Source organism: Flavobacterium sp. N502540, from assembly GCF_025947365.1.
Classification (GTDB): Bacteria; Bacteroidota; Bacteroidia; order Flavobacteriales; family Flavobacteriaceae; genus Flavobacterium.
Genome location: NZ_CP110012.1, coordinates 1,649,266 through 1,676,245, shown reverse-complemented (window position 1 = coordinate 1,676,245; position 26,980 = coordinate 1,649,266). Strand labels below are relative to the sequence as shown.

General features: G+C 32.6%; 22 protein-coding genes and 1 tRNA gene. 15 read left to right on the top strand and 8 right to left on the bottom strand.

The genetic code is table 11. From position 1 onward, the window contains the following. Positions 1-4: 4 nt before the first annotated feature. On the bottom strand, positions 5-505 hold the full coding sequence (locus OLM58_RS07410; protein WP_264531791.1) for a peptidase: 501 nt from the start codon (positions 503-505) through the stop codon (positions 5-7). A 212-nt stretch (positions 506-717) separates the two neighbouring features. On the opposite strand from OLM58_RS07410, the gene OLM58_RS07405 reads away from it, so the two are divergent. Next, positions 718-900 (top strand): twin-arginine translocase TatA/TatE family subunit, encoded by a 183-nt coding sequence (locus OLM58_RS07405; protein ID WP_017498756.1) that lies wholly within the window; start codon positions 718-720, stop codon positions 898-900. Between the two features lie 74 nt (positions 901-974). On the opposite strand, the gene OLM58_RS07400 is transcribed toward OLM58_RS07405, so the two are convergent. Then, the gene (locus OLM58_RS07400; protein ID WP_264531790.1) at positions 975-3,098 is read right to left on the bottom strand and encodes a Tex family protein; all 2,124 of its coding nucleotides are present in this window, start codon (positions 3,096-3,098) and stop codon (positions 975-977) included. 116 nt (positions 3,099-3,214) lie between these two features. Between OLM58_RS07400 and OLM58_RS07395 the strand changes: the two genes are divergently transcribed. Continuing rightward, entirely contained in the window at positions 3,215-3,484 is a 270-nt protein-coding gene (locus tag OLM58_RS07395; RefSeq protein WP_264531789.1) for a DUF1294 domain-containing protein, read from the top strand. Positions 3,485-3,638: 154 nt separating this feature from the next. Here OLM58_RS07395 and rpiB read toward each other — a convergent pair whose 3' ends face one another. Next, positions 3,639-4,070 (bottom strand): ribose 5-phosphate isomerase B, encoded by a 432-nt coding sequence (rpiB, locus tag OLM58_RS07390; protein ID WP_264531788.1) that lies wholly within the window; start codon positions 4,068-4,070, stop codon positions 3,639-3,641. 814 nt (positions 4,071-4,884) lie between these two features. Further along, positions 4,885-5,118, bottom strand: a complete 234-nt coding sequence (locus OLM58_RS07385; RefSeq protein WP_264525824.1) for a DUF2007 domain-containing protein — start codon at positions 5,116-5,118, stop codon at positions 4,885-4,887. Positions 5,119-5,225: 107 nt separating this feature from the next. Between OLM58_RS07385 and rnr the strand changes: the two genes are divergently transcribed. From rnr to OLM58_RS07370, 3 genes are read left to right on the top strand one after another with little or no spacing between them, the layout of a single operon-like run. Further along, positions 5,226-7,406, top strand: a complete 2,181-nt coding sequence (gene rnr / locus OLM58_RS07380) for a ribonuclease R (protein ID WP_264531787.1) — start codon at positions 5,226-5,228, stop codon at positions 7,404-7,406. A gap of 25 nt (positions 7,407-7,431) precedes the next feature. Further along, the gene (locus tag OLM58_RS07375; RefSeq protein ID WP_264531786.1) at positions 7,432-8,100 is read left to right on the top strand and encodes a head GIN domain-containing protein; all 669 of its coding nucleotides are present in this window, start codon (positions 7,432-7,434) and stop codon (positions 8,098-8,100) included. A gap of 14 nt (positions 8,101-8,114) precedes the next feature. Beyond that, positions 8,115-8,792 carry a LysE family translocator gene (locus tag OLM58_RS07370; protein WP_264531785.1) on the top strand — a complete coding sequence of 226 codons (678 nt, stop codon included), beginning with the start codon at positions 8,115-8,117 and terminating at the stop codon, positions 8,790-8,792. A gap of 1,139 nt (positions 8,793-9,931) precedes the next feature. On the opposite strand, the gene OLM58_RS07365 is transcribed toward OLM58_RS07370, so the two are convergent. Next, positions 9,932-10,002: transfer RNA gene (locus OLM58_RS07365), tRNA-Cys, on the bottom strand. A gap of 94 nt (positions 10,003-10,096) precedes the next feature. Further along, positions 10,097-10,456, bottom strand: coding sequence for a dihydroneopterin aldolase (gene folB / locus OLM58_RS07360; RefSeq protein WP_017498764.1), 360 nt, complete (start codon positions 10,454-10,456; stop codon positions 10,097-10,099). 126 nt (positions 10,457-10,582) lie between these two features. Between folB and OLM58_RS07355 the strand changes: the two genes are divergently transcribed. The 5 genes from OLM58_RS07355 to OLM58_RS07335 all read left to right on the top strand — a co-directional run bounded on the left by OLM58_RS07355 (position 10,583) and on the right by OLM58_RS07335 (position 15,574). Then, positions 10,583-12,700, top strand: a complete 2,118-nt coding sequence (locus OLM58_RS07355) for a glutamine--tRNA ligase/YqeY domain fusion protein (RefSeq protein ID WP_264531784.1) — start codon at positions 10,583-10,585, stop codon at positions 12,698-12,700. Between the two features lie 1,243 nt (positions 12,701-13,943). Then, a complete protein-coding gene (locus OLM58_RS07350; RefSeq protein ID WP_264531783.1) occupies positions 13,944-14,423 on the top strand; it encodes a hypothetical protein in 480 nt (159 codons plus the stop codon). 90 nt (positions 14,424-14,513) lie between these two features. Further along, positions 14,514-14,840: a YtxH domain-containing protein gene (locus tag OLM58_RS07345; protein WP_017495752.1), complete on the top strand. Its 327-nt coding sequence runs from the start codon at positions 14,514-14,516 to the stop codon at positions 14,838-14,840. 126 nt (positions 14,841-14,966) lie between these two features. Beyond that, on the top strand, positions 14,967-15,317 hold the full coding sequence (locus OLM58_RS07340) for a hypothetical protein (protein WP_017495753.1): 351 nt from the start codon (positions 14,967-14,969) through the stop codon (positions 15,315-15,317). A gap of 2 nt (positions 15,318-15,319) precedes the next feature. After that, positions 15,320-15,574 carry a DUF6327 family protein gene (locus OLM58_RS07335; protein ID WP_264531782.1) on the top strand — a complete coding sequence of 85 codons (255 nt, stop codon included), beginning with the start codon at positions 15,320-15,322 and terminating at the stop codon, positions 15,572-15,574. Between the two features lie 20 nt (positions 15,575-15,594). On the opposite strand, the gene OLM58_RS07330 is transcribed toward OLM58_RS07335, so the two are convergent. Further along, positions 15,595-16,578 (bottom strand): SPFH domain-containing protein, encoded by a 984-nt coding sequence (locus OLM58_RS07330; protein WP_264531781.1) that lies wholly within the window; start codon positions 16,576-16,578, stop codon positions 15,595-15,597. A 133-nt stretch (positions 16,579-16,711) separates the two neighbouring features. Continuing rightward, a complete protein-coding gene (gene gltX / locus OLM58_RS07325; protein ID WP_264531780.1) occupies positions 16,712-18,235 on the bottom strand; it encodes a glutamate--tRNA ligase in 1,524 nt (507 codons plus the stop codon). Between the two features lie 162 nt (positions 18,236-18,397). Here gltX and OLM58_RS07320 point away from each other — a divergent pair, with 162 nt between their 5' ends. The 5 genes from OLM58_RS07320 to OLM58_RS07300 all read left to right on the top strand — a co-directional run bounded on the left by OLM58_RS07320 (position 18,398) and on the right by OLM58_RS07300 (position 26,906). Then, positions 18,398-21,823 (top strand): hypothetical protein, encoded by a 3,426-nt coding sequence (locus OLM58_RS07320; RefSeq protein WP_264531779.1) that lies wholly within the window; start codon positions 18,398-18,400, stop codon positions 21,821-21,823. Next, complete coding sequence (gene ybeY, locus OLM58_RS07315; RefSeq protein ID WP_017495758.1) at positions 21,820-22,239, top strand: rRNA maturation RNase YbeY; 420 nt, start codon at positions 21,820-21,822, stop codon at positions 22,237-22,239. Before OLM58_RS07320 ends, ybeY begins: the two co-directional genes overlap by 4 nt. A gap of 426 nt (positions 22,240-22,665) precedes the next feature. After that, positions 22,666-24,537 (top strand): tRNA uridine-5-carboxymethylaminomethyl(34) synthesis enzyme MnmG, encoded by a 1,872-nt coding sequence (gene mnmG / locus OLM58_RS07310; RefSeq protein ID WP_264531778.1) that lies wholly within the window; start codon positions 22,666-22,668, stop codon positions 24,535-24,537. Positions 24,538-24,855: 318 nt separating this feature from the next. After that, positions 24,856-25,704, top strand: a complete 849-nt coding sequence (locus OLM58_RS07305) for a class I SAM-dependent methyltransferase (RefSeq protein WP_264531777.1) — start codon at positions 24,856-24,858, stop codon at positions 25,702-25,704. 623 nt (positions 25,705-26,327) lie between these two features. Then, on the top strand, positions 26,328-26,906 hold the full coding sequence (locus OLM58_RS07300) for an OmpH family outer membrane protein (RefSeq protein WP_017495761.1): 579 nt from the start codon (positions 26,328-26,330) through the stop codon (positions 26,904-26,906). Positions 26,907-26,980 lie beyond the last annotated feature (74 nt).

Genomic DNA, 26,980 nt, shown 5'->3' with positions numbered 1-26,980 from the left:
GGTATTAATTCTTGTCACTTTTCTTTTTATTTCGGGATTTCTCACCCGACTCCTTCTCCATTTTGGCCACTTCTTCTCTTAATTTAATTTCTTCTTCCGAAGCTTTCATATCCACCTCCGAAGGCTCATCAGTTTCTGCTAAAATAGAATCTTTATTGAATTTTGCATATTCCAATTCTCCTCTTAAAACCTTTTGAATCCCTTTTATATAAGCCTCATTTTTCTTTAAAGCAGTTTCCAATGAATCTGATTTTATCGCCAATTCTGTCGCATTCTTTTTTAATTCAGAGGAAGAATACCCCGGAATAAACTCGCGCAAAGGTGTAAAAGCAATGATGAAAGTAGTAATTAAAATCAAAAAAATTCCACCCAAAGTAAACGTCACAAAAACGTTCATTAAATTAAGTTTGAACGAAAAAATTTCTTCAAAAGTATCCTCATTCAAAATCACCAATCGGTTCTTAATGAATAAACTTTTCCTGAAATTGAACTTTTTACTGGTCATTTATGGTTATTTATTACGAGCAAATATAACAATTAATCGTCTTGTTGCTGCGGGACAAAAATGAACGAATACACTTATTTTACTATTTTATAAAATATTTAACGCTGTCACAAACAAATATTTTAATCTAAAAAGACTCCTTGTTCGTATATTTCTATATACCTTTGCTTAAAATTTAGAAAACAATTTGCTTCGGCATTAAATATACAATCATGGGAAGATTAGGTCTTACAGAAATCCTCGTAATAGTAGGTATTGTGATATTACTTTTTGGAGGTAAAAAAATTCCGGAATTAATGAAAGGTTTAGGAAGCGGAATTAAAGAATTCAAAAATGCCGCTAAGGATGATCAATCTGCTCCTGCTGCTAAAAAAGAAGAGGAAGAAACAAAATAATAACTTTCGAGTTGTTAGAAATCCCAAATTACAATTATATAAGATTGTAATTTGGGATTTTTTTATTTCCTTTTTTATAGTATCATCGTCAGCTGAATTCTCTTTCTGTCTTCATCAACCTCAGTAACCTTAACGTCAACATGCTGATGTAGTTTTACTACTTCGTTTACATCGCTGACAAATCCTGCTTTTAGCTGAGAAATGTGAACCAGGCCACTTTCTTTAATTCCAATATCAACAAAACAGCCAAAATTGGTAATGTTATTTACAATTCCCGGTAAAATCATTCCGGTTTTCAAATCTTTGATCGATTTTACATTGGCATCAAACTCAAAAACCTTAGCCGACTTTCTCGGGTCTAATCCAGGCTTTTCAAGCTCTTTTATAATATCTTTTAAAGTTAATAACCCAATTTGAGGAGTAATATAATTTTCGGCCTTAATAAGGGCTGTTTTCTCTTTATTAGCAATTAATTCATTTACCGAAAGTTTTAAATCTTTCGCCATTTTCTCCACAACCGGATACGCCTCAGGGTGCACTGCCGAATTGTCCAGCGGATTTTTAGCATTTGTAATTCTAATAAAAGCAGCTCCCTGCTGATAAGCCTTATCTCCTAAACGAGGCACTTTTTTAAGTTGTTTTCGGTCTTCAAATGGACCATTTTCTGAACGATACTGAACGATATTTTCGGCCAGCTTCTCTCCTATTCCACTCACATAACTCAATAAATGTTTACTCGCCGTATTGATATTGATTCCAACCGAGTTCACACAACGAATTACCGTGTTGTCTAATTCTTCTTTTAATTTCGTCTGATCCACATCGTGTTGGTATTGTCCAACTCCAATTGCTTTTGGATCAATTTTTACCAATTCGGCCAAAGGATCTGAAAGTCGTCTTCCAATAGAAACCGATCCACGAACCGTAACATCATAATTTGGAAATTCCTCCCTCGCAATTTTTGATGCCGAATATACCGACGCTCCTGCCTCAGAAACAATAAAAACCTGTAACGGTTTGTCGAACGCGATTTTTTTGATGAAAAACTCCGTTTCACGCGAAGCGGTTCCGTTTCCAATAGAAATAGCATCAATCTGATAAGCATTTACCATAGAACGAATCTTCTTGATTGCCATAGTTTCCTCATTTTGAGGCGCGTGAGGATAAATAGTTTCGTTATACAACAAATCTCCTTTTTCATCTAAACAAACTACTTTACAACCGCTTCTAAATCCCGGATCTATGGCCAAAATACGCTTTTCTCCCAACGGCGGCGCTAATAATAACTGTCCTAAATTATTCGCAAAAACCTGAATTGAATTAGCATCTGCTTTTGCTTTTGCCTCCTGCAAAGTTTCATTTCCAATAGCAGGATTTAGCAATCGTTTATAACTGTCTTCAATCGCTAACTGCAAATGTGCGGTTGTACTGTTTTGTTTTTTAATGATGATTTCATCAATAATATCATAAGCTTCATCTAAATCGACATCTACTTTCATTTTCACAAAACCTTCATTTTCAGCACGAAGCATTGCTAATAAACGATGTGACGGCGCTTTTGTCAATGGCTCTTCCCACTCAAAATACTGACTGAACTTTTGAGCCCCTTCTTCTTCACTCTTCTTTTTTACAACTTTAGTTGCTATCACTGCTTTGCGTTGATACAATCTTCGCAATTGTTTACGAACATAAATATTTTCATTAATCCATTCTGCAATAATATCTCGTGCGCCCTGCATGGCAGCTTCTTCATTAATCACATTTTCGTTCAGGTATTGTGTCGAAATAAAATCAACATCAACATCATTCTCTGACATAATGATTTTTGCCAATGGCTCTAAACCAAATTCACGTGCAACATCAGCTTTTGTTTTTTTCTTCTTTTTAAAAGGCAGATAAAAATCTTCTATTTCCTGTAAATCAAAACTTTGTTCAATTTTATGCTTCAATTCGGGAGTTAGCGATTTTTGTTCTTCAATAGATTTCAAAACCGCTTCTTTGCGTTTTACAATCGTTTCATATTCCTTTTGGAGTTTTGCAATCTGCTCAATTTGAACTTCGTCCAGATTTCCGGTTGTATCTTTTCGGTAACGGGAAATAAACGGAACAGTACAATCTTCTTCTAGTAATTTTACCGTGTTTTGAATGTTAATTGCTGCTGTTGGAACAGACTTGGCAATGAATTGAATATTAGTCATACTTTATAATGAAATAATTTCTGGATTAGAAAATGAGATAATCTGTCTGTCAAAATCGACATTAGATTAACCAATCACCCGGCTAAAATAATATCTTTGTTTTTAATTTTTAGCCAATGGAAGTTTTATTAACGTATTTTTTAGTTGTAAATATCACCGTTTTTATTCTCGCGGGATATGATAAATATCAAGCCCGGAAAAACAAACAAAGAATCCCTGAAAACACCTTATTTTTTCTTGAAGCCATTGGCGGCACAATTGGATTGTTCTTAGCAATGTTATTCTTTAGACATAAAACGAGCAAATCTTCTTTTATTATAAAATTCTCGTTTATTTTTTTCATTCAGATTGTATTGATTTATCTAAAAATGAAAGTTAAATTTTAAACAATTACATTGTTAATAACTACATAAATACCTTTTTATCAATTACTTAAAAGTGTAGTTTTAGTTATTTAAACAACAAACCGGATGAATTTTAAAAATCCACCCGGCTTATATATTTAGTATTGGTGCGAAGCACCGAATTTTTTTTGACTTTTTACTGGCAAGCAATTTTATTCACTCTATTTTGATGTCTTCCGCCTTCAAATTCCGTTGTTAAAAAGGTTTCAACAATCTCAACTGCTTGAGGAATAGAGGTAAAACGAGCCGGAATACTTACAATATTAGCATCGTTGTGTAAACGTGTTAAATAAGCAATTTCTTTAGTCCAGCATAAACCAGCTCTTACTTTTGGATGTTTGTTAGCCGTCATTGCAATTCCGTTTCCGCTACCGCAGATTACAATTCCAAAATCAGCTTTACCTTCAGATACATCACTTGCAACCGGGTGGCCAAAATCAGGATAATCAACAGAAGCCTCTGTATCAGTCCCATAATTGGTTACTTCATATCCTTTTGCCTGCAGCATTGCAACAATTGCTTTTTTATAATCCGGTCCTGCGTGGTCATTTCCTATCGAAATTTTCATTTTTTTTATACTATTAAGTTGTGTGGTACAAATTTACTCAATTAATAAATGTTTGCCACGAAATACATCAATTTTCGCGAATTTCTTTTTTCTGCTCACTTATAAACATTCCATAAATCATCTCAATTATAACGGATGTACATTCGTAAAACCAGCCGTCAAAAAACAAAATTTATAACTATCATACTATCAAATTCTTAACAGTTATTAACATTATTAACAACTCTGTAACTGTCTCATTACCAATAAAGAATAATCATAATATTTGTTAAAATTTTGAAGTGTTGATAGCGATTCGTAATTCGTTGATATTCAATTAACTTTAAGTTAACATTATTTGTTAATAAGTTAGAATAGAAAATAAGAAGTTTTTTTTGGTCGTGTCGAAAAAAAACCTAATCCAAAACCGGAATGAAATAACCTAATAAAGTTTGAGGAATTTTTGGAAAAGTTATCAATATCAAAAATGCCATTTTCAACAAAAATCAACTTATGAAGTTATCTACAAATTGATTTCATTTTTGGTTGTCAACCGTTGTTAATTAAAATACAAAAACTCTTAGAAATTAATCCTTTAACAAAATATAAGTATGTTGATAACTCAAGATAACTAAGAGAAACTTCATTTCAATGCTTTTAAAAATAAATTTATAGCACATATTAACAAGCTATAATAACAAACAAATTTTTTTAAATTTTTAAAATTCTTTTTTGTTGTATTTAATATATGTTGACAACTTTGAAAACTGAAAAAGAAAAAAATTAAATTTTATTTGAATTCAAAGCTAATTTGAATTTGTTTTTGATTGTTGTTTCAAACGATTTTCAGAGGATTGTTCAGATTGTCCAGAATTTGCTGAACTTCTTCGAAATCGTTTGGATGAACTTTGAGTTTGATTCCACCGAGAGCGGAAGTGTACATGGGAACGACAGAAAGGGTCATTTCGTTTTCAAAAAAATAAGGAATCTCTTCTTGTTCTAATAAGTGTTTCAGAACAACTGTTTCGTGCAGGTAATTGAATACTGCAATGGTTTTAAAGCTTTCCATATTGGGTCTTTTTGTAAAGATACGAAAGTTATATTTTTAATAATTTATTTGTTAAAATCTATAATCTGATATCTTATTTGTAATTTTAAACTTTTAAGAAAAGATATATGAGTAAGAAAATTAGAAAGCCGATAAAAAAAGAGAAAGATTTCTCCAGTAAAATAGTAAAAATTTTATCGCAAAGCCCAAATAAAACATTCAACTACAAACAAATAGCAGCAAAGTTAGAACTAGATGATACCAAAAGCAGAAATCAGATTATAAAAGATTTAAAGATTCTGGCTGCTTCAAAAAAGATTATAGAATCAGAACCGGGTAAATATTTAGTAAAAGCCGAAAGTCAGGATTATTACGAAGGAACCATAGATATGACTAGCCGTAAAACGGCCTATTTTATTTGTGAGGAGTTTAGCGAAGATGTATTTATTCCAACCAATAATTTAAACAGAGCTTTAGACAAAGACAAAGTAAAAGTTTATGTTTACAACCGAAGAAAAGGTAAAAGACCTGAAGGAGAAGTAATTAGTGTTATAGAAAGAAATAAAACAGAGTTTGTTGGAGTGATAGATATTCAGGCCAATTTTGCTTTTGTATCTACTGCAAACCCTAAAATGTACACGGATATTTTTATTCCAAAAGATAAAATAGGGGAGGCAGAAAATGGTGATGTTGTTTTAGTTACCATTGAAGACTGGCCAAAAAGAGCCGATAGTCCGTTTGGATCTGTATTAAGAGTTTTAGGAAAACCGGGTGAACACAATACTGAGATTCATGCTATTTTAGCCGAATACGGTTTACCGGCAGATTTTCCGGTAGAAGTAGAAGTCTATGCTCAAAAAATTGATACCTCAATTCAGGAAGCTGAGATTGCAAAACGTCGTGATATGCGTGATACACTTACGTTTACGATAGATCCGAAAGATGCTAAAGATTTTGATGATGCATTGTCTTTCAAAAAGTTAGAGAATGGAAATTATGAAATTGGAATTCATATTGCCGACGTTTCCTATTACCTGGAAGAAGGAACAATCTTAGATGATGAAGCCTATCAACGTGCCACTTCGGTTTATTTGGTCGATAGAGTTGTACCAATGCTTCCGGAAGTATTGTCTAATTTTGCCTGTTCATTACGTCCAAATGAAGAGAAATATACTTTCTCAGCGATTTTTGAAGTTTCTCCAACTGCACAGGTTATTAACCAATGGTTTGGAAGAACTGTGATTTATTCCGATCAGCGATTTGCATACGAAGAAGCACAGTATATAATTGAAACAAAAGACAATACAATTCCTGTTGATATCTCAATTACCGGAGAATCGTATACGGTTTCTGATGAAATTACGGAAGCGACTTTAAAATTAGATGAGTTAGCAAAGATTCTGAGAAAGAAAAGAATGGCCAATGGAGCTATTTCTTTTGATAAAGTTGAAGTAAAATTCAACCTGGATGAAGAAGGAGAACCGGAAGGAGTGTATTTCAAAATTTCAAAAGATGCGAATCATCTGATCGAAGAATTTATGCTTTTAGCCAATAGAAAAGTAGCAGAATACATTGGTAAACAAAAGAAAACATTCGTTTACAGAATCCATGATGAACCTAACGAAGACAAATTAATTGCGATGCAAACCGTAATCGCTAAATTTGGTTACAAAATAGATTTTAGAAACAAGGGAGATATTTCGAAATCATTGAATGCTTTGATGGAAGAGGTAAATGGTAAAAAAGAGCAGAATTTAATTGATACACTTGCGATCAGAAGTATGAGTAAAGCCAAATATTCGACAGAGAATATCGGTCACTATGGTTTAGCTTTTGATTATTACAGCCATTTTACGTCACCAATTCGTCGTTATCCGGACGTTATGGTACACCGCTTACTGCAGTATTATTTAGACAATGGAACTTCTGTAGATGAAGAAGCCTACGAAACAAAATGTTTACATTGTTCGAATATGGAAAGTTTAGCCACTAATGCTGAGCGAGATAGTATCAAATACATGCAGGTGAAATACATGCAGGATCATCAGGACGAAGAATTTCTTGGTGTTATTTCCGGTGTTACAGAATGGGGAATTTATGTAGAGATAGTTTCCAACAAATGCGAAGGAATGGTAAGAATCAGAGAGATAAAAGATGATTATTATACTTTCGATGAAAAACAATATGCATTGGTGGGAGCCACTTCAAACAGTATTTTACAATTAGGAGACGAAATTTATGTAAAAGTTAAAAATGCCGACTTAGTTAAAAAACAGTTGGATTTTCATTTTTTAAGAAGAGCAGAATAGAAGTTTAATTTAAAAGAATAGAAGTATGAAAAAGTTAGTTATAATAGCTGCAATTTTATTGGTTCAGATGTCTTTTGGTCAGGTTACTAAAGAGTTAGGTGATTTTGATTCCGTTAAAGTATTTGATAAGTTAAGTGTAAAATTAGTTCAGTCTTCCGAGAATAAGATTGTGATTAAAGGAGCAAGAGAATCAGAAGTCGAAGTTGTTAACAAGAAAGGTTTATTAAAATTAAGAATGCCTTTTCCTAAATTGTTATCAGGAAATGATTTGGATATTACTGTATATTACAAACGTTTAGAGCTTATAGATGTTAATGAAGGGGCAAATGTGACTACTAAAGATGCTATAAAAGCAACAGTATTTAAAGTAAGTGCACAAGAAGGCGGAACAATTACTGCTGAATTGAATGTTGATAAACTAAATGTAAGTTCCGTTTCCGGAGGTTCAATTACTTTAAGCGGTAAAGCCGATAACCAGGATGCAAGTCTTGGAGCCGGTGGTTATTTGCTGGCAAGTAAATTAAAGACCTCACAAACGAAAGTAAGCGTTTCTGCGGGAGGAAAAGCAGATGTGAATGCTTCAACCCTTGTGGATGCAAAAGTGAGCGCAGGAGGCTCTATTTACATTTATGGAAAACCGAAGCAAATAAATCAAAAAACGGTTTTTGGAGGTAAAATCGAAGAAGTAAAATAAGAAATTGTATTTGAATGATAAATGATATTTTGGCTGGACTGCCATGGGGACTTTTTTTAAGTTTTATGGTAGGTCCGGTATTTTTTATACTATTGGAAACCAGTATTACGAAAGGATTCAGAGCTGCATTAGTTTTTGATCTTGGTGTTGTATTAGGTGATATTTTCTTTATTGCAATTGCCTACTTGGGAAGTTACAGACTGATTCAGAGTTTAAAAGACAAACCGGCTCTTTTTATTTTTGGCGGAATTATTATGCTGGCGTACGGTATAATTTCTTTCGTAAGATTAAGGAAAGAAGAAAAAATTAACGACGAAGAAATTGATCGTGATATTATTAAAAGAAACTACGGCAGTTTATTTGTAAAAGGCTTTTTACTCAACGTTATTAACATTGGAGTACTTGGTTTCTGGTTAGCGGTTATTATTTCTGTAGGACCAAAATTGGAAATGCAGAATTCGAGAATGTTTACTTTTTTTACTTCGGTGATCATTACCTATTTAGTAGTTGATTGCCTTAAAATATTATTAGCCAAACAGTTAAAATCTAAAATGACACCTGTTAATATCTTGAAAATTAAAAAAGGTATTAGTGTTGTATTAATGGTTTTTGGCGTAGTTTTAATGATTCAGGGTTGGTTTCCTAAAGAGAAAGAAATGGTTAAAAATGCTTTCGAAAAGATTGAAAAGTAAGTTGTTAATAACTCCAAATTATAAAATTAAACCTCTGTATTTCAGAGGTTTTTTTGTTTATTAGACCCTACAGTTTTTTTGAAAACTGTAGGGTTTGTAAATTGTTAACAACGATATTTTGCGTAAACTTTGTCATTTCGAGGAACGAGAAATCTTCGCAAGAAACTCAACAAAGACTGGACAATTGTTACGAAGATTTACTTCGTTGCTAAACCGGACAGGTTTTTAAAACCTGTCCGGTTTGTTATTGTTAACAACGATATTTTGCGCAAACTTTGTCATTTCGAGAAACGAGAAATCTTAGTAAGAAGCTCTACAAAGATTGACAATTGTTACGAAGATTTACTTCGTTGCTAAAGCGGACAGGTTTTTAAAACCTGTGTTGTTTGTTATTGTTAACAACGATATTTTGCGCAAACTTTGTCATTTCGAGGAAGGAGAAATCTTAGTAAGAAGCTCTACAAAGATTGACAATTGTTACGAAGATTTACTTCGTTGCTAAAGCGGACAGGTTTTTAAAACCTGTGTTGTTTGTTATTGTTAACAACGATATTTTGCGCAAACTTTGTCATTTCGAGGAAGGAGAAATCTTAGTAAGAAGCTCTACAAAGATTGACAATTGTTACGAAGATTTACTTCGTTGCTAAAGCGGACAGGTTTTTAAAACCTGTGTTGTTTGTTATTGTTAACAACGATATTTTGCGCAAACTTTGTCATTTCGAGGAACGAGAAATCTTAGTAAGAAGCTCTACAAAGATTGGATAATTGTTGCGTAGTTACTTGCTAAGATTTCTCCTTGCGTCGAAGTGACAAGATTGATGGAAAATTTAGGCATAAAAAAACCTCTAAATTTCTTTAGAGGTTTTGAAGTATCGTGTGGATTCGAACATAAATCTTTATCTAATTTTTTTTAAAAATTAAACATAAAAAACCTCTAAATTTCTTTAGAGGTTTTGAAGTATCGTGTGGATTCGAACATAAATCTTTATCTAATTTTTTCTAAAAATTAAACATAAAAAAAACCTCTAAATTTCTTTAGAGGTTTTGAAGTATCGTGTGGATTCGAACATAAATCTTTATCTAATTTTTTCTAAAAATTAAACATAAAAAAAACCTCTAAATTTCTTTAGAGGTTTTTGAGGCATCGTCCGGATTCGAACCGGAGTAGGAGCTTTTGCAGAGCCCAGCCTAGCCGCTCGGCCACGACGCCATTACTTGAACGGATGGCAAAAGTAACTAAAATCTTTAAATTTCAAAAGTTTCAAAGTAACTATTTTAAAAAATTAGCATTTTTAAAGAAAAAATTATTTTCTCGTTTCCGTCATTTTTATAGTAACTGTTTCAACATCACCACCAATAGGAGGATTTATCTTAGAAACCCAAACAGTAGTTTTTTCTATCATTTCAATCTCTGAAAGTACACGAATATTGATTCTTTTGGCTACATGCTCTAATAAATGAGAGCGAATTGCCATTTCTTCGGTTACAATTTTGTTCAAATGAACGTAATCAACAGTATCTAACAAATGATCTGTTTGTGCTGATTTTTGTAAATTAGTTTTGATTTTTAGATCAACTGTGTAATCAGATCCAATTTTTCCTTCTTCAATTAAACATCCATGGTAGGAAAAAGTACGGATGTTTTTTAATTTTATAACTCCCATTTTTAATTTTAGTTTCAGGTTTTATGTTCCAAGTTGCACGTTTACTGAGAAGTTTCTAAAGAAAACCGTAAACTGTAAACCGAAAACTGTAAACTTTTTTATCTTTGCTAAAATTACTATAAAATAATGGCATCAGAAGAGAAATCACTCAATTTTATTGAACAAATCATAGAAGAAGATTTGAAATCAGGTCTTTCTAAAACCAAGCTTCATTTTCGTTTTCCACCAGAACCAAATGGCTATTTGCACATTGGGCATGCAAGTTCTATTGCATTAAATTTTGGTTTAGGACTTGATTATCAGTCACCCGTGAATTTACGTTTTGATGATACAAATCCTGAAAAAGAAGAGCAGGAGTTTGTTGATGCTATAAAAAAAGATGTAGAATGGCTGGGATATACCTGGTCAGAAGAACGATATGCTTCAGATTATTTTCAACAATTATACGATTGGGCAGTTCTGTTAATTAAGAAAGATAAAGCTTATGTAGACAGTCAGACTTCAGAAGAAATGGCGATTCAAAAAGGAACTCCGTCAACGATAGGAACTGATAGCCCGTATAGAAATCGTTCAGTCGAAGAGAATTTAGACCTGTTCGAAAGAATGAAAAGTGGTGAATTTGAGGCTGGTACTCATATTCTTCGTGCCAAAATAGACATGAAATCAACCAATATGTTGATGCGTGATCCTATCATGTACAGAATTTTACACAAACATCATCATAGAACAGGGGATAACTGGAAAATCTACCCAATGTACGATTGGGCACATGGACAAAGTGATTATTTAGAGCAAATTTCACACTCATTTTGTACACTGGAATTTTTACCTCACCGTGAATTATACGATTGGTTTTTAGACCAAATTTTTGAAGATAATAAATTACGTCCGAAGCAGAGAGAATTTGCCAGACGTAATCTTTCACATACAGTTGTAAGCAAAAGAAAATTACAGCAACTAGTTAAGGAAAAGCATGTTAACGGTTGGGATGATCCTAGAATGTCAACCATTTCGGGACTAAGAAGAAGAGGTTATACTGCTGCATCTTTACGTAATTTTGCTAATACAATTGGTATTGCAAAACGTGATAACCTGATCAGTGTATCTGTTTTAGAATTCTGTATCCGCGAAGATTTGAATAAAATTGCACCACGTGTAATGGCCGTTTTAGATCCGGTAAAATTGGTAATTACAAATTATCCTGAAGGAAAAGAGGAGTGGTTGGAAGCCGAAAATAATCAGGAAGATGAAAATGCAGGTTTTAGAAAAGTACCTTTTTCAAGAGAATTATATATCGAAAGAGAAGACTTTTTAGAAGATGCTCCTGCTAAATTTTTCCGTCTTACTTTGGGAAAAGAAGTGCGTCTAAAAAATGCTTATATCATTAAAGGAGAAAGTGTTATAAAAGATTCAGAAGGTAATATTACAGAGATTCATGTAAGTTATGACACTGATTCTTTAAGCGGAAGCGGGACAGAAGCAAGTCAGAGAAAAGTATCCGGAACCTTACATTGGGTTTCCATTCAGCATGCAGTTGAAGCAGAAGTTCGTATGTACGATCGTTTGTTTACAGATGAAGCTCCGGACAGTTATAAAGAGAAAAATTTCTTAGATTTTGTAAACCCAAATTCGTTGGACATCATTACAGGATTTGTTGAACCAAGTTTGGCTACAGCTCAAAATGAAGATAAATTTCAATTTCAACGTTTGGGTTATTTTACTGTGGATAAAGATTCAACTCCTTCAAAATTAGTATTTAACAAAACAGTTGGACTAAAAGATGCCTGGGAGGAGAAGGGTAAAAAAGAAGAAAATAGTATCAACAATTCTTTGAAGGATATCAATAAATATTTCAAAGTGGAGACAAAAGCAGAACGTATTGCCATTGAAAGTGCAATAGGGGAGAGCATCAAAAATGTTTCTAGTTTTTCGTTGTTGCAAAATTCTTTAAAGAAGAATATTAACAATAATAAAGGATCATTGTTGTTTGCTCAGTTTATTCTAAAATACTCAAGTTTGAAATCTCCTGATTTTGAAGAAGACGATATTAAAAAATTGTACACGATGTCTCTTCGCAGTGAATCTACTTATGTGAGATCTAAAGCACTTTTAAATTTAAGAGATTTAGAAAATGAAAGTTTAAGAAAGCAATTTGAAGAAGATATTTTGAAGCTACATTCAAATCCTCCAAAAAATGCTTCGGAGAGAGAAATTGAAATTCTTTCTGAAATGATTCAAAAATAATATAATTATAATCTATTAAAAAGCGCTTTTTCTAAGCGCTTTTTTTATTATTTGTATTTTCTATTAATATTTAAAAATTTATAGAGTTTTTAGATTAAAAACAGCCTTCATAAGTTGATTTTAAGCGATAAAAAAACTTCTTTCGACTCATTTATCATATTTGTAAAAATAGTTAAAAATTTAGCTTTATTTTAATTTTAGCTTTTATTTTAGTCTGATTTGCTGCTTTTGAACATCAGATTATGTAAAAAGTTATGAATTCGACCGATTTTGCAAATTTTCAAAAGAATTTATTCAATCTTATCACTTTTGAAGCAACATGAAAAGTGAAAACTATAATAATTAATTTTGTCTATTAAATTTTATTGTAATTAAGTTTTTATTTATTATTTATAAAAATTATTTAATGTATTAATTTTATAGTTTTTGTAGATTAAAAATGACTTTCATAAATTAAATTTAAGATAGAAAAAATAATCAGTGGAGTTATTTGTCATCTTTTAAAAAATGATTCAAAAATAAAGCTAATATTAATTTTAGCTATTTTTAGGGTATATTTTTTAGATTGAGAACTCATTATTGCTTGCAAAATTCATAGTTATCTAATTTTTGTAAATCGGAAGAAGAATTTGGTTCAAAAGAAAGATTTAGATAGGAATTTTAACCAATTAGTTTATTATTTATTTTGATTATAAAATTTTAATTTTGTTATGTTTTTATCTATTATTTATAAAAACTATTTTGTTTTTTAAATTTATAGATGTTTTATATTAAAAATGACTTTAATAGAGTAGTTTTATGGTAATTTTTTATTTCTCCCACCTCATAACTCATTTATTGAATAATCGTTGATTTACGGCCTTTATTTTAGTTTTTGATGTTATTTTTCTCAGTTTAACGGGTTATTAACACACAATTGTTTATAAAGTTCGTATTTTTATGCAAATGTCAAATTGAAAATGGTTTTTCGATAATTTAAAACGAAAGCTGAGAATCGAAAAGTGAGTTGGGCTAAAGTTTAAAAATGATTCATTTTTACTTTAGTTTTAATTCTGAAAATGAATTCTTGCCAATCGTTTTATATTCTAATTTTCATTGTGATCTCATTTTGATAATATTTCAGCGGATAAGTATTTTTTCAAAGTAGTTTCATAATGTTAAAAATTATAGAATTATTCATACTGATAGTTTCAAATTTTGATTTTCAATTTTTGACTGCAAACAATTTTAAATTTATTTAGTTATGAAAAATATTATTATTACACTGTCGTTTTTATTTGCAAATCTTACAATTGGTCAAACGCACCAAATTACAAAACACAATGGAGAACAATTGGATGTTAATTTCATCAAACAGGAAAATGATTTAATTTATTATTCATTAGATGGGAGTAGAGAAGAACAGAAAATTAGTAAGTACGCAGTTTCACAATTGACGAATAAAGAAACAAAAGAAATTAAAAAAATAAGCGATAAAGTTCTGGTTGATTCTAAGTCAGATTACAAATTTGTTACCGTTTTGCCTCAGGAGAAAACAGCCGGTTTGAAACAAGTAGCTAATTTTTCAGGAGTATCAACGAAGACAAAAGGGGAGTCGCCACTTGCAAATCAGAAACAGACTGCAATGAGAATAAAAGCAAAATCGGCTTCAAATGGATATCCATTTGTGAGCATTGTTGAAAAAGCAGATGGAAAGTATGAAGCAGTAGCTTATGCGTATTAAATTTTGTGTTAACTTTTATTAAATAACATCAAGTCAATATTTTATAGTTTAAAAAAAGAGTACCTTTATTAATCACTTAAATTAAATATTATGTCAAAGAATCTAAATACTGTAGCAGCAATTATAGGTGCTGCGGCCGCTGGTGCAGCGATTGGAATTTTATTTGCTCCTGATAAAGGATCTAAAACTCGTGCTAAACTGAAAGAAGGTTTAGATGATGCGGCGCATAATTTAAAAGATTCACTTTCAGCAAGTTCTGAAGTACTGCGTGAAAAGTTTACGCATGCAAAAGAAAATTTAGATGGAACTTATGGAGAGCTACTTTCAAATATGAGTTATAAAACTGAAGAAGTAATTAGTTTTTTAGAAGCTAAACTGGCTGATTTAAAAGCACAAAACGCTAAACTTCAGAAATAATAATCCGGAAGCACAAAGCTTAGAATGATTTGTTGGATTGTTTCGGTTATTTTATTCTTAGAATAACCAAATGACAATTTTTAAATCATAAGTTTTGTGCTTCTTTTTTTAACCAAAACTACAACTATGGCTTTTGAAGAATTAAAAGAGAATACTGAAAATATTCAGGATCAGGCTAAAATTTATCTCGACAGTCATTTGGCCTATTATAAACTTTGGGGTTTTAAGGTCGCAATGAAATCGACCACATTAATTTTTAAGTTTACTTTGATTTTATTGTGTGTTGGAATGGTATTACTTTTTGGATCTGTTGCAGCTGCATTCGCTTTTAGCAATTTGTTTGGAAGTTACACTTTAGGATTCCTGACAGTAGGAGGGATATATCTTTTGGCAACAATACTACTTTTCTTTGTAAAAGATAAGTTTGTAGAAGGACCAATTTTGGAGAAATTTTCAGAAATATTTTTTAATGATTAATTATGGAGACAAAAAAATATTCATCGTACGCTGAAATCGAAAGAGATTTAGAAATTCTGAAATTGGAGAAAGATATTAATTACCAAAAATTAGTATTAAGTTTTCAAAAAACGAAGGAGTCTATAACACCGCAAAATGTAATTAACGGAGTATTTTCTTCTTATAAAGAGTATTTCTTCAATTCGTATCCACAAATTTTGCAATCCATTTTACCCTATATTATCAATTGGTTTATAAATAAAAAAAGAGGCAAATAAGCCTCTTTTTCTTTTTTAAATTATTTTATTTCCGGTTGAATATCATCTTCATAACCGGATTGTTGTGGTTCGATTGGTTTTATTTTTTCAATTTTCTTGTTCGTTTTTTTCATCATTTCACCAACCTGGTTAGAAGCTGTAAACGAAGCAACCATATTGTTGAGCATATCACTTCCGGCTTGTGGAGAATTTGGTAACAAGATTAGGTTCGAATTGGCATCAGCACCAATTGCCTGTAACGTATCATAATGTTGTGTAACGACAATTAGGGCAGAAGCTTCCTGAGAATTGATACCAACATTGTTTAAAACTTCAACACTTTCTACAAGACCTCGGGCAATTTCACGACGCTGATCTGCAATACCTTGACCTTGTAAACGTTTACTTTCGGCTTCGGCTTTTGCTTTTGCAACGATTCTGATTCTGGAACTTTCAGCTTCAAATTCAGCAGCAGTTTTTTCTCTGTCAGCGGCATTAATTCTGTTCATGGCATTTTTTACCTGAATGTCAGGGTCAATATCAGTCACCAAAGTATTGATAATATCATAACCATAAGTAGTCATCGCTTCATTCAATTCTCTTTTTACGGCAATAGCAATATCATCTTTTCTTTCAAAAACGTCATCCAATTTTAGTTTAGGAACTTCGGCACGAACCACATCAAATACATAAGCTGTAATCTGATCATGTGGATATTCTAATTTATAAAAAGCATCATATACTTTTTCCTGAATAACTTTGAATTGTACCGAAACCTTCATTTTTATAAAAACGTTGTCTCTGGTTTTGGTTTCAATAATAACATCTAACTGTTGTATTTTAAGATTTACACGTCCGGCCAATCGGTCAACCAAAGGAATTTTAAGTTGCAATCCAGAATTTCTTACGCTTAAAAATTTCCCAAATCTTTCTATAATTACCGACGATTGTTGTTTTACGGTAAAGAAGGAGGACATTAGTATAAAAAATGCCAGGACTAAAATGATAATAAAAGGTGTACTCATGGTGATAATGATTTAGTTTTTGATGCTGTAAATTACGAATATTCTTCCAATTTAAAATTTTAAAACATTAAAAAAACGCTAAGAACATTTGTTTGATGTTACTTAGCGTTTCTATTTTTAAATGGAATTCTTCTTATAAAGTTGAAATTGCTTTTTGAATTCTCGAAATAGTTTCTTCTTTTCCAATGATTTCAACAATGTCAAATAGGTGAGGACCTTTTAGTGCTCCAACTAAACTAAGTCTGAAAGGCTGCATGACTTTTCCCATACCAATTTCATTTTTAGTCAGCCAGTCTTTTACAATGGTTTCAATATTGGCAGAAGTAAAATCTTCAATATTTTCCAGAACTGAAATTAATTCTTGCATTAAAGCAGGTGTTTCTTCCTTCCAGTTTTTACTTGCTTTTTCATCATATGAGTCTGGAGTCTGGAAAAAGAAATCGGTTAAATCCCAAAATTCTGAAACGAAATTTGCTCTTTCTTTGATAAGTGATACAATTCTTGTAAGTTTTGCAATGTCTTCCTGAGCGGAGACGAAGGAAGAGAAGCCTTTTTCTTCTAAAATAGGAGAGAAGCTTTTTGCTAAATCGGCATCATTTTGTTGGATAAGATGCTGATGATTGAACCATTTATTTTTCTCAGGATCAAATTTTGCCCCCGCTTTATGAACTCTGTTCAAATCAAAAGAGGCTACTAATTCTTCTAAAGAAAATATTTCCTTGTCTGTTCCATCGTTCCATCCTAACAAAGCCAGGAAGTTTACAACTGCTTCCGGGAAAAATCCTTTTTCTCTGTATCCGGATGAAATGCCTTCTTCCGTTTTCCATTCCAATGGAAAAACAGGAAATCCTAGTTTGTCACCGTCTCTTTTAGCTAATTTTCCATTTCCAACCGGTTTCAAAATCAAAGGTAAGTGTGCAAATTCAGGAGCATCCCAACCAAAAGCTCTGTACAATAAAACGTGAAGAGGCATAGAAGGAAGCCATTCTTCACCACGAATTACATGTGAAGTTTCCATCAAATGATCATCCACAATACTGGCTAAGTGATACGTTGGCATTCCGTCACTTTTGAATAATACTTTGTCATCCAATAAATTGGTTTCAAATTTTACATCACCACGAATAATATCTTTTAAATGTAAAGTTTCGTCAACCGGAGTTTTAAAACGAATGACATAATGTTCACCATTGGCAATTCTTGTAGCAGTTTCATCGGCAGAAATTACCAAAGAAGTATCCAACTTTTCACGGTTATGATGATTGTATATAAACGTTTTTCCTTCAGCTTCGTGTTGCTTTCTGTGTGCATCAAGAGCTTCTGGAGTATCAAATGCATAATATGCCCAGCCAGACTGGATCAGCTGATCGGAATATTTTTGGTATATTTCTTTACGATCACTTTGTCTGTACGGACCAAATTTTTCATTTTTTCCAATCGTTTCTTCCGGAGCAATTCCTAACCACTCCAGCGCTTCCATAATATAAGCTTCAGCACCTGGAACAAAACGAGTCTGATCTGTATCTTCAATTCTCAGATAAAAAACACCGTTATGTTTTTTTGCAAATAAATAATTAAATAGGGCAGTACGAACACCGCCAATATGTAATGGTCCAGTTGGACTTGGTGCAAAACGCACACGAACTTGCTTTGACATTTGTTTAAATTTTGATGCAAAGATACGACTCTAATTAGATAATTAGAAAATGACTTTAATTGTGATAATCTCTTATTTGTAATATAATTGACTAATTATCTAATGGATCATTATCTAATTAAAATTATTACTTTTATAGGTTATAAATAAAAGAGATTCATTTTGAAAACAACATCTGCCATATATCAAAAATTAGAAGCGTTTATAAAAAAATATTATACGAATGAATTGATAAAAGGAGGACTTCTTTTTATTGGTTTTGGATTATTGTATTTTCTTTTTACACTTTTTATAGAGTATTTTCTATGGTTGAAACCATTTGGAAGAACCGTATTGTTTTGGTTATTTGTTGGAGTAGAAGTTTTTCTTTTGTTTCGATTTATTTTATTTCCCGTTTTTAAATTATTCAAACTTCAAAAAGGAATAGATTACAATCAGGCTTCGGCTATTATTGGAAATCATTTTACGGAAGTAAGTGATAAGCTGACTAACTTTTTGCAATTATCGGCTTCAGGAAATACAGCCGAAAGTTCAGAATTAATGCTGGCTTCAATCGAACAAAAAGCCAATTCTTTGCAACCGATTCCTTTCGGAAATGCTATCAATTTTAACAGTAACAAAAAGTATTTACCATTAGCAATCGTTCCGGTTTTGCTTTTTGCGGTGTTTTATATTTCAGGAAACAGTACTATTATTTCACAAAGTTTAAATAGAGTAGTGCACTTTAATGCGACCTTTTTACCTCCTGCACCTTTTAAATTTGTTGTTCTAAACCAGAATTTACAAACCGAACAAAACAAAGATTTTGTCATCAAGATGGAATCTGTTGGTAAGATCGTTCCGGAAAATGTTATGATTCATATAGGAAATGAAAGTTATTTTATGGAATCTTCTCAACCGGGAAAGTTTGAATTCAAAGTAGAAAAACCAGTTGAAAATGTTTCTTTCTCTTTTGAAGGTAATACAGTTTCATCAGAAGAATACGAATTAAAAGTGATCACAGTTCCATCAATTGCAAACTTCGAGATGGTCCTTAATTTTCCATCTTACTTAAAAAAGAAAGCAGAAATTATTCAGGGAACAGGTAATGCAATCCTGCCTGAAGGAACTTTGGTAACCTGGAAAATGAAAACACAATCTACTCAGGAGATCGTTTGGAAGGGTGACAACTCGGTTTTTAAGTTTAATAAAGACCAAAATGAGTTTAAATTGGCTAAAAGTATAAGTCAAAATACAGAATATCAAATTCTTACCTCGAATAATAAGGTCAAAAACTACGAAAAACTGGATTATCAGCTCTCAGTGATCAAAGATCAGCACCCATCAATTCATGTAGCGCCAGCTCCGGATAGTTTGAAGTTAGATAAAAATTATGTTCTGGGCAGGTTAGGCGATGATTATGGTTTGTCTAAATTACAGGTTGTTTATTATGAAAGAAACAAACCCAACACTGCCAAGCGTGGAACAATACCTGTGAAATCAGGAGTATTTGATCAGTTCGTTTTTAACTTTCCAAGTAATCTGGCAGTGCAGGAGGGAGTATCTTATGAATACTATTTTGAAGTTTTTGATAACGATGCACCTCATGGTTTTAAAAGTACAAAGTCTTCTGTATTTTCTGATCGTGTTGCTACCACTGATGAAATTCATGATATGGAATTGCAACAGCAGAATGAGAACATTAATAGTTTGGAAAAGTCTTTAAAGAATCAAACGAAACAGTTTTCTGAGATGGACAAAATTCAGAAAGCCGGTAAAGAGAAAGAAAATTTAGAATTTAAAGATCAGCAAAAAGTAAATGATTTTATCAAGCGTCAGAAACAACAAGACGAATTGATGAAACAATTTACAGAGAAGATGAATAAAAATCTGGACAAGTTTCAATCGGATAAGAAAGATAAAACAGCTGAAGATTTACAAAAGAGATTGGACAATGCTGAAAAAGATCTGGAGAAAAACCAGAAGTTAATGGAAGAGTTGAAGAATCTAAATGACAAGTTGAATAGCGAAGATCTGTTTGATAAGATGGAGAAATTCAAACAGATTAGTAAAAACCAATCCCGTAATTTAGAACAATTGGTTGAATTGACAAAGCGTTTTTATGTGTCCAAAAAAGCAGAACAAGTTGCTGAAAAGTTAAACAAGCTTGCTGACAAACAAGAGCAGCTTTCTAATAAAGACAAAGAAAACACGCAGGACAAACAAGAAGATATCAATAAAGACTTTGATAAAATTCAGGAAGATTTAAAAGATCTGAAAGAAGAAAACAAAACATTAAAAGCTCCACTAGACATTCCGAATGATGCTTCAAAGGAAAAAGAGGTGAAGAATGATTTGCAGAAAGCTTCAGAAGAATTGAGTAAAAAGAATTCGGCATCAGCCAAACCTAAGCAAAAGAGTGCTGCTAAAAAAATGAAGAGTATGGCAGAACAAATGGATGCTGGTATGGAAGGCGGCGAACAAGAACAAATGGAAGAAGATGTAGCAATGCTTCGTCAGATTCTGGATAATCTTTTAGCCTATTCTTTGTCGCAGGAAGATGTAATGAAACAATTTAGAACAATGAAATTGGGTTCGTCAGCGTATACGAAGAACATTAAAATTCAACAAAATTTGAAACAACAGTTCAGATATGTGGATGACAGTTTGTTTGCTTTATCACTTCGTAACCCAAAAGTCGCAGAAGATGTAACCAAAGAAATTGGAAATGTGCAGTACAATATTGATAAAGCTATTGAAAGTTTAAGCGATGTTCAGGTTCCAAAAGGAGTATCGCATCAGCAGTATGCAGTTTCTTCTGCAAATAAGTTGGCAGATTTTCTGAGTGATTTATTAAATAATATGCAGATGTCTATGTCGAAACCGGGATCTGGAAAACCAAAACCGGGTGATGGACAAGGAATGCAATTACCGGATATTATCCAAAAACAAAAAGGTTTAGGAGATAAAATGAAAGAAGGTATGAAGTCTGGCAGTAAACCAGGAGATAAACCTGGGGATAAATCAGGAGAAAAAATGGGAGATAAACCGGGTGAAGGAAAAAATGGTGAAGGAAAAAATGGTGAAGGTAAAGAAAGTAATGGTAAGGATGGTAAAGGTAAAAACGGTGATGGTAAAAGTGGTCAGGAAAATAAAAATGGAGGTCAAAGTAATGGACAGATGAAGGACAATGATGGAGAAGGAGATGCTGAAGCAATCATGGAAATTTACAAAGAACAAGTAAAATTGCGTGAAGCCTTGCAAAAAGAACTTGCTAAAAAAGGATTAGATTCTCAAGGTAAATCTGTAATCGATCAGATGAAAGCTTCTGAAAAGCAAATTTTAAATAAAGGTTTTAAGAATGAGAACTTGCAGCGTATTCTTAATATTCAGCAAGAATTACTAAAATTAAACAACGCAGTTCAGCAACAAGGCCAAGATACGAAGCGTCAATCTGAAACTAATAAGACTGAATTTCCTAATAGAACAAACGCACTGCCGAGTTCATTACTGGAATATTTAAACAGTGTGGAGATATTAAACAGACAATCACTACCTTTGCGCTCGAATTTTAATCAAAAAGTTCAAGAATATTTTAATACAAAATGATCAATTTTAATTACGAAACCGAATTTACTTTAGACAACGAACAAGCTTTTTCTGATTGGTTAAGTGCTGTTATCGTTTCTGAAAACAAAAACGAAGGAGAGATAAATTACATTTTTTGTGATGATGAGTATCTTCATAAGATTAATGTAGAGTATCTAAATCATGATACGTTAACAGATATAATCAGTTTTGATTATACAGTTGGGAACGAACTTAACGGAGATATTTTTGTTTCTGTTGAAAGAGTAGAAGATAATGCTAAAGATTTTAATGTTTCTTTTACTGAAGAATTGAAGAGAGTTTTAGCGCACGGCATATTACATTACTGTGGATATAAAGATAAAAGTGATGCTGAAGCGGAGTTAATGCGATCTAAAGAAGATGAAAAGATTGCTATGTTTCACGTGGAACAGTAGATGAAATACCTTTTTTTAATTTAGTTTCACGTGTTCCACGTGAAACATTAAAGAGAAGAAGAAGGTGATTGTGTTAAAGTGTTTCACGTGGAACATAAAAGTAAACAGTTTATTTCTGTGTATAAAAGAATTGAATGTTCCACGTGGAACGATGGGTTTTTGATAAAGTAGGGGTTTAGATTGTTTCACGTGAAACAATAGTCTTTGGAATTTATAGAGGTTCAGTTTAGAAAAGGTTTAAGAATTAAGTTGAGTTTTTAGTTTGTATTCCGAAACAGGAAGCTTCAGCCTGAAACTTGAAACTTGAAACCTGAGACCTGAAACTTGAAACTTGAAAGAGAAAAACCACGTTCCACGTGGAACAAAAGAAAAGAAAATTAATTCTGAGAACCGCCTTAAACGGTTTGAAGAGAATAATAAAACAAAATGTTTTTAGAAGAATACGATGTTATTGTAGTTGGTGCTGGTCATGCAGGATCTGAGGCCGCGGCAGCGGCAGCAAATTTGGGATCCAAAACTTTATTGGTTACAATGAGTTTGCAGAACATCGCACAGATGTCTTGTAATCCTGCGATGGGAGGAATTGCAAAAGGACAGATCGTGCGTGAGATTGATGCGTTGGGCGGATACTCAGGAATTGTTTCTGACCGAACGGCTATTCAATTTAAGATGTTGAATAAATCGAAAGGACCGGCAATGTGGTCGCCAAGAGTTCAAAGTGATCGAATGCGTTTTGCCGAAGAATGGAGAATGATGTTGGAGGGAACTCCAAATTTGGATTTCTACCAAGAGATGGTCAAAGGTTTGATTATTGAAGATGGCAAGATAAAAGGAATCAAAACTTCGTTGGGAGTTGAGATTAGATCGAAGTCTGTTGTTTTGACGAATGGAACTTTTTTGAACGGTTTAATTCATATCGGAGAAAAACAGTTTGGTGGAGGGCGAGCAGGTGAAAGTGCAGCAACTGGAATTACTGAAGATTTAGTTCGTGCAGGATTTGAAGCGGGAAGAATGAAAACCGGAACACCACCACGAGTGGATGGACGTTCTTTGGATTATTCTAAAATGAACGAAGAGAAAGGTGATGCAAAGCCGGATAAGTTTTCTTATTCTGATTTGACTTCGCCGTTAACGCATCAGCGTTCTTGTTACATGACGTATACGTCATTGGATGTTCACGATATTTTGAGAGATGGTTTTGATCGTTCGCCAATGTTTAACGGAAGGATCAAAAGTCTTGGTCCAAGATACTGTCCTTCGATAGAAGATAAGATTAATCGTTTTGCCGATAAAGAGCGTCACCAATTATTTGTAGAGCCGGAAGGGTGGAATACTTGCGAAGTGTATGTGAATGGATTTTCAACTTCACTTCCGGAAGACATTCAGTTTAAAGCATTGCGTTCTGTAGCCGGTTTTGAGAATGTGAAATTTTTTCGTCCTGGTTATGCAATCGAGTATGACTATTTCCCGCCGACACAATTGAAACATACTTTGGAAACAAAGTTAGTGGAGGGATTGTATTTCGCCGGACAGATTAACGGAACAACCGGATATGAAGAAGCGGCTTCTCAAGGTTTGATGGCGGGAATAAATGCACATTTGAAAGTACATGAAAAAGCGCCTTTGATTTTGAAACGCGATGAAGCTTATATCGGAGTATTGATTGATGACTTGATTACGAAAGGAACAGAAGAACCTTATCGCATGTTTACTTCAAGAGCAGAGTATAGAACTTTGTTGCGTCAGGATAATGCCGATTTTAGATTGACGCCAATGTCGCACGAAATTGGTCTTGCTTCTGAAAAGCGTTTGCGTCGAATGGAAAAGAAATTAAACGAATCTGAAAAAATGGTTGCCTTTTTTAGAGAGACCAGTGTTTCTGTTGCAGAAACAAATCCGATTTTAGAAGCTAAAGAAACTGCTCCGATTACACAGGGAGATAAAATGTTTAAAGTTTTTTCTCGTCCGCAAATTGATTTAGACGATATGCTTAAGTTTGAAAAAGTGAAAGCGTATGTGGAAGAAAATAATTTGGATCAGGAAATTTTAGAGCAAGCAGAAATTCAGGTGAAGTATTCCGGTTATATCGAAAAGGAAAGAAATAATGCGGATAAACTAACTCGTTTGGAAGAAGTGAAGATACCGGAGAATTTCGATTACGATAAAATTAAATCAATGTCGATTGAAGCAAAACAAAAGTTAAGCAAGATTCGTCCTGTAACTATTTCTCAAGCTTCGAGAATTAGTGGAGTTTCTCCAAGTGATATTTCTGTTTTGTTGATTTACATGGGAAGATAAAAAAATAGAGACGTGCCGATAGGTGCGTCTTTATTTGTTTTGATTTTCTTTATTTCAGGTTTCAAGTTTCAAGTTTCAGGTTTGGGTTTGAATTTATTAAGTTGGATTGTTTGAAGAGAAAGTGATCTGAAGTAAAAAAATGTTCCACGTGAAACTACTTTGAGAAGGCTTGGTAAACTTGAAGAAAATCGTAAAACTATTTTAAAAAAATCTGTGAGATGCGTAGTAAAGCATTTCAAATTAATTAATACTTGTTGCATTAGTATTTGTAATGCAACAACCGCGTTGCCAAATTCTATTAAAAACCTATAATTAAAAATGAACGTTTTAAACAAAAAACATTTTCTTACTGTAAAAGACCATTCTGTATCTAAAGAAATTTTTGATCTGTATTACGATGAAACTTTAGATATGTTAATTACTTCTCCACAACCCGATTTAGAAAATCTTGGAAGATATTATGAAAGCGAAGATTATATTTCCCATACTGACAATAAAAGATCTTTGTTTGAAAAAGCGTATCACTTTGTAAAAAGTATTGCTTTAAAAAATAAGCTGAATTTGATTAATGGTGAACAATCTCCAAAAGGAAGGATTTTAGATATTGGTGCCGGAACCGGAGATTTTTTGTTGACAGCAAAAAATGATGGTTGGGAAACTGTTGGAGTGGAACCAAGCGAGAGAGCAAAAAATATTGCAATAGAAAAAGGAATTTCTTTTGTAAACGGAATTGATGCTCTAGAAAATAATTCTTTTGATGTCATTACCATGTGGCATGTTTTAGAACATGTGCCAAATTTAGAATTACAAATTCAGGAATTAAAACGTTTATTAAAACCAACTGGAACTTTAATTGTTGCGGTTCCAAATTTCAAATCGTTTGATGCAAAATATTACAATGAATTTTGGGCAGCTTATGATGTGCCCATTCACTTTTGGCATTTCTCAAAAAAAGCCATTCAGTCTCTTTTTGGAAAAGTAGAGATGAAATTAGAAAAAGTGCTTCCGATGAAATTCGATTCATTTTATGTTAGTCTTTTATCTGAAAAATACAAAACGGGAAAAATGAATTTCATTAAGGCCTTTTTTATTGGTTTGCGATCAAATTTAAAAGCATCGGGAACAAAAGAGTATTCATCGCACATTTATGTCTTAAAAAACAGCTAAAACGTAAAATAAGCGTATTTAAGGCATTTTCTAAGGAAACATGAAGGTTTGTGTCGTCTTTTTTAAGAAATCGCCTTAAATAAAAGCTATGAAAGCCACTTTTGATAGTGATCTTTTATGGTAAAATACCAGTCGATAAATAAAATTAATGCAGTAAAAATGGAGCATTTTTTTAGAAATTTTGTTATTTCTTTTTAGAAATTCGAGGTTTTAGAAAAGTGCTTCATTTTTTTGTTAAGTTTTGTTTTGTGAATGCAAAAATTGAAAAATAATTTTTTTTGACTGGATTAATTTTATGGTTTTGCGATCAGATGAAGCGCAACGGTAAAAAAGAACAATTCTTAACAGATTTACGCTTTAAATTACCCTGAAACTTAAAATAAGCTTGTTTAAGAGGGTTTCTAATGAAAGGTGAGTATTTGTGTTGTTGTTTTTGAGAAATCGCCTTAAAAAAAGGCTGTGAAAGTCATTTTTAATAATGATATTTTATGGTAAAAATCTCCTCAATAAATAAAAGTAATATCATAAAATTATAGCATTTTTTAAACTTTAGTTTGATGCTATTTATTTTTTTATATTTTTGTCTTCATTCAATACAATAAAAAAAATAGAGATTTAAAAAAATGAAAAAAGCATTAGTAATTATCGCACTTTCAATTTTCGCTGTTTCATGTAGTGACAAAACTGCGGAAGTTAAGGAAGTAAAAACAGCTTACGTAGATACTTCAGTTTTAATGAAAGAATACACTGAAGCAAAAGACCTTGAAGCTAAATACAAAGCTCAGGCAGAGGAAAAAGGAAGACAACTACAAGCTGAGATTACACGTTTTAAACAAGACGCTGCTAATTTTCAAAGTCAGGCACAAGCAAACGGTCAGGCGTGGGCACAACAAAGAGGTGCTGAATTACAAAAAAGAGAACAACAATTGGGTTATGCACAACAAGCTTTGTCTCAACAATTGCAACAGGAAAGCGGTGTTGAAATGGATTCTTTGGTAAGTGGAGTGAAGAAATTCATCAAAGAATACGGTAAGAAAAATGGTTATTCTTATATCTATGGTACTGGAGACGCTGCTTCAATTTTGTATGCTGAAGAGAAATTCGATATCACAAAAGACATCGTTAAAGCTTTGAATGACAAGTATAAAGCGACTCCAAAAACAGAAGAAAAACCAGCTGTAAAAGAGGAAGCTAAAAAATAATACCAGACTAACTAGCTAAATTTAAAAACCTAAATCTGTCAAGATTTAGGTTTTTTCTTTTATAAAAATACGAT

What these genes read in the sequence shown, in the direction of transcription:
- OLM58_RS07410 (WP_264531791.1), bottom strand. Translation starts at nt 505, where the DNA reads ATGACCAGTAAAAAGTTCAATTTCAGGAAAAGTTTATTCATTAAGAAC.
- OLM58_RS07405 (WP_017498756.1), top strand. Translation starts at nt 718, where the DNA reads ATGGGAAGATTAGGTCTTACAGAAATCCTCGTAATAGTAGGTATTGTG.
- OLM58_RS07400 (WP_264531790.1), bottom strand. Translation starts at nt 3,098, where the DNA reads ATGACTAATATTCAATTCATTGCCAAGTCTGTTCCAACAGCAGCAATT.
- OLM58_RS07395 (WP_264531789.1), top strand. Translation starts at nt 3,215, where the DNA reads ATGGAAGTTTTATTAACGTATTTTTTAGTTGTAAATATCACCGTTTTT.
- rpiB (WP_264531788.1), bottom strand. Translation starts at nt 4,070, where the DNA reads ATGAAAATTTCGATAGGAAATGACCACGCAGGACCGGATTATAAAAAA.
- OLM58_RS07385 (WP_264525824.1), bottom strand. Translation starts at nt 5,118, where the DNA reads ATGGAAAGCTTTAAAACCATTGCAGTATTCAATTACCTGCACGAAACA.
- rnr (WP_264531787.1), top strand. Translation starts at nt 5,226, where the DNA reads ATGAGTAAGAAAATTAGAAAGCCGATAAAAAAAGAGAAAGATTTCTCC.
- OLM58_RS07375 (WP_264531786.1), top strand. Translation starts at nt 7,432, where the DNA reads ATGAAAAAGTTAGTTATAATAGCTGCAATTTTATTGGTTCAGATGTCT.
- OLM58_RS07370 (WP_264531785.1), top strand. Translation starts at nt 8,115, where the DNA reads ATGATAAATGATATTTTGGCTGGACTGCCATGGGGACTTTTTTTAAGT.
- folB (WP_017498764.1), bottom strand. Translation starts at nt 10,456, where the DNA reads ATGGGAGTTATAAAATTAAAAAACATCCGTACTTTTTCCTACCATGGA.
- OLM58_RS07355 (WP_264531784.1), top strand. Translation starts at nt 10,583, where the DNA reads ATGGCATCAGAAGAGAAATCACTCAATTTTATTGAACAAATCATAGAA.
- OLM58_RS07350 (WP_264531783.1), top strand. Translation starts at nt 13,944, where the DNA reads ATGAAAAATATTATTATTACACTGTCGTTTTTATTTGCAAATCTTACA.
- OLM58_RS07345 (WP_017495752.1), top strand. Translation starts at nt 14,514, where the DNA reads ATGTCAAAGAATCTAAATACTGTAGCAGCAATTATAGGTGCTGCGGCC.
- OLM58_RS07340 (WP_017495753.1), top strand. Translation starts at nt 14,967, where the DNA reads ATGGCTTTTGAAGAATTAAAAGAGAATACTGAAAATATTCAGGATCAG.
- OLM58_RS07335 (WP_264531782.1), top strand. Translation starts at nt 15,320, where the DNA reads ATGGAGACAAAAAAATATTCATCGTACGCTGAAATCGAAAGAGATTTA.
- OLM58_RS07330 (WP_264531781.1), bottom strand. Translation starts at nt 16,578, where the DNA reads ATGAGTACACCTTTTATTATCATTTTAGTCCTGGCATTTTTTATACTA.
- gltX (WP_264531780.1), bottom strand. Translation starts at nt 18,235, where the DNA reads ATGTCAAAGCAAGTTCGTGTGCGTTTTGCACCAAGTCCAACTGGACCA.
- ybeY (WP_017495758.1), top strand. Translation starts at nt 21,820, where the DNA reads ATGATCAATTTTAATTACGAAACCGAATTTACTTTAGACAACGAACAA.
- mnmG (WP_264531778.1), top strand. Translation starts at nt 22,666, where the DNA reads ATGTTTTTAGAAGAATACGATGTTATTGTAGTTGGTGCTGGTCATGCA.
- OLM58_RS07305 (WP_264531777.1), top strand. Translation starts at nt 24,856, where the DNA reads ATGAACGTTTTAAACAAAAAACATTTTCTTACTGTAAAAGACCATTCT.
- OLM58_RS07300 (WP_017495761.1), top strand. Translation starts at nt 26,328, where the DNA reads ATGAAAAAAGCATTAGTAATTATCGCACTTTCAATTTTCGCTGTTTCA.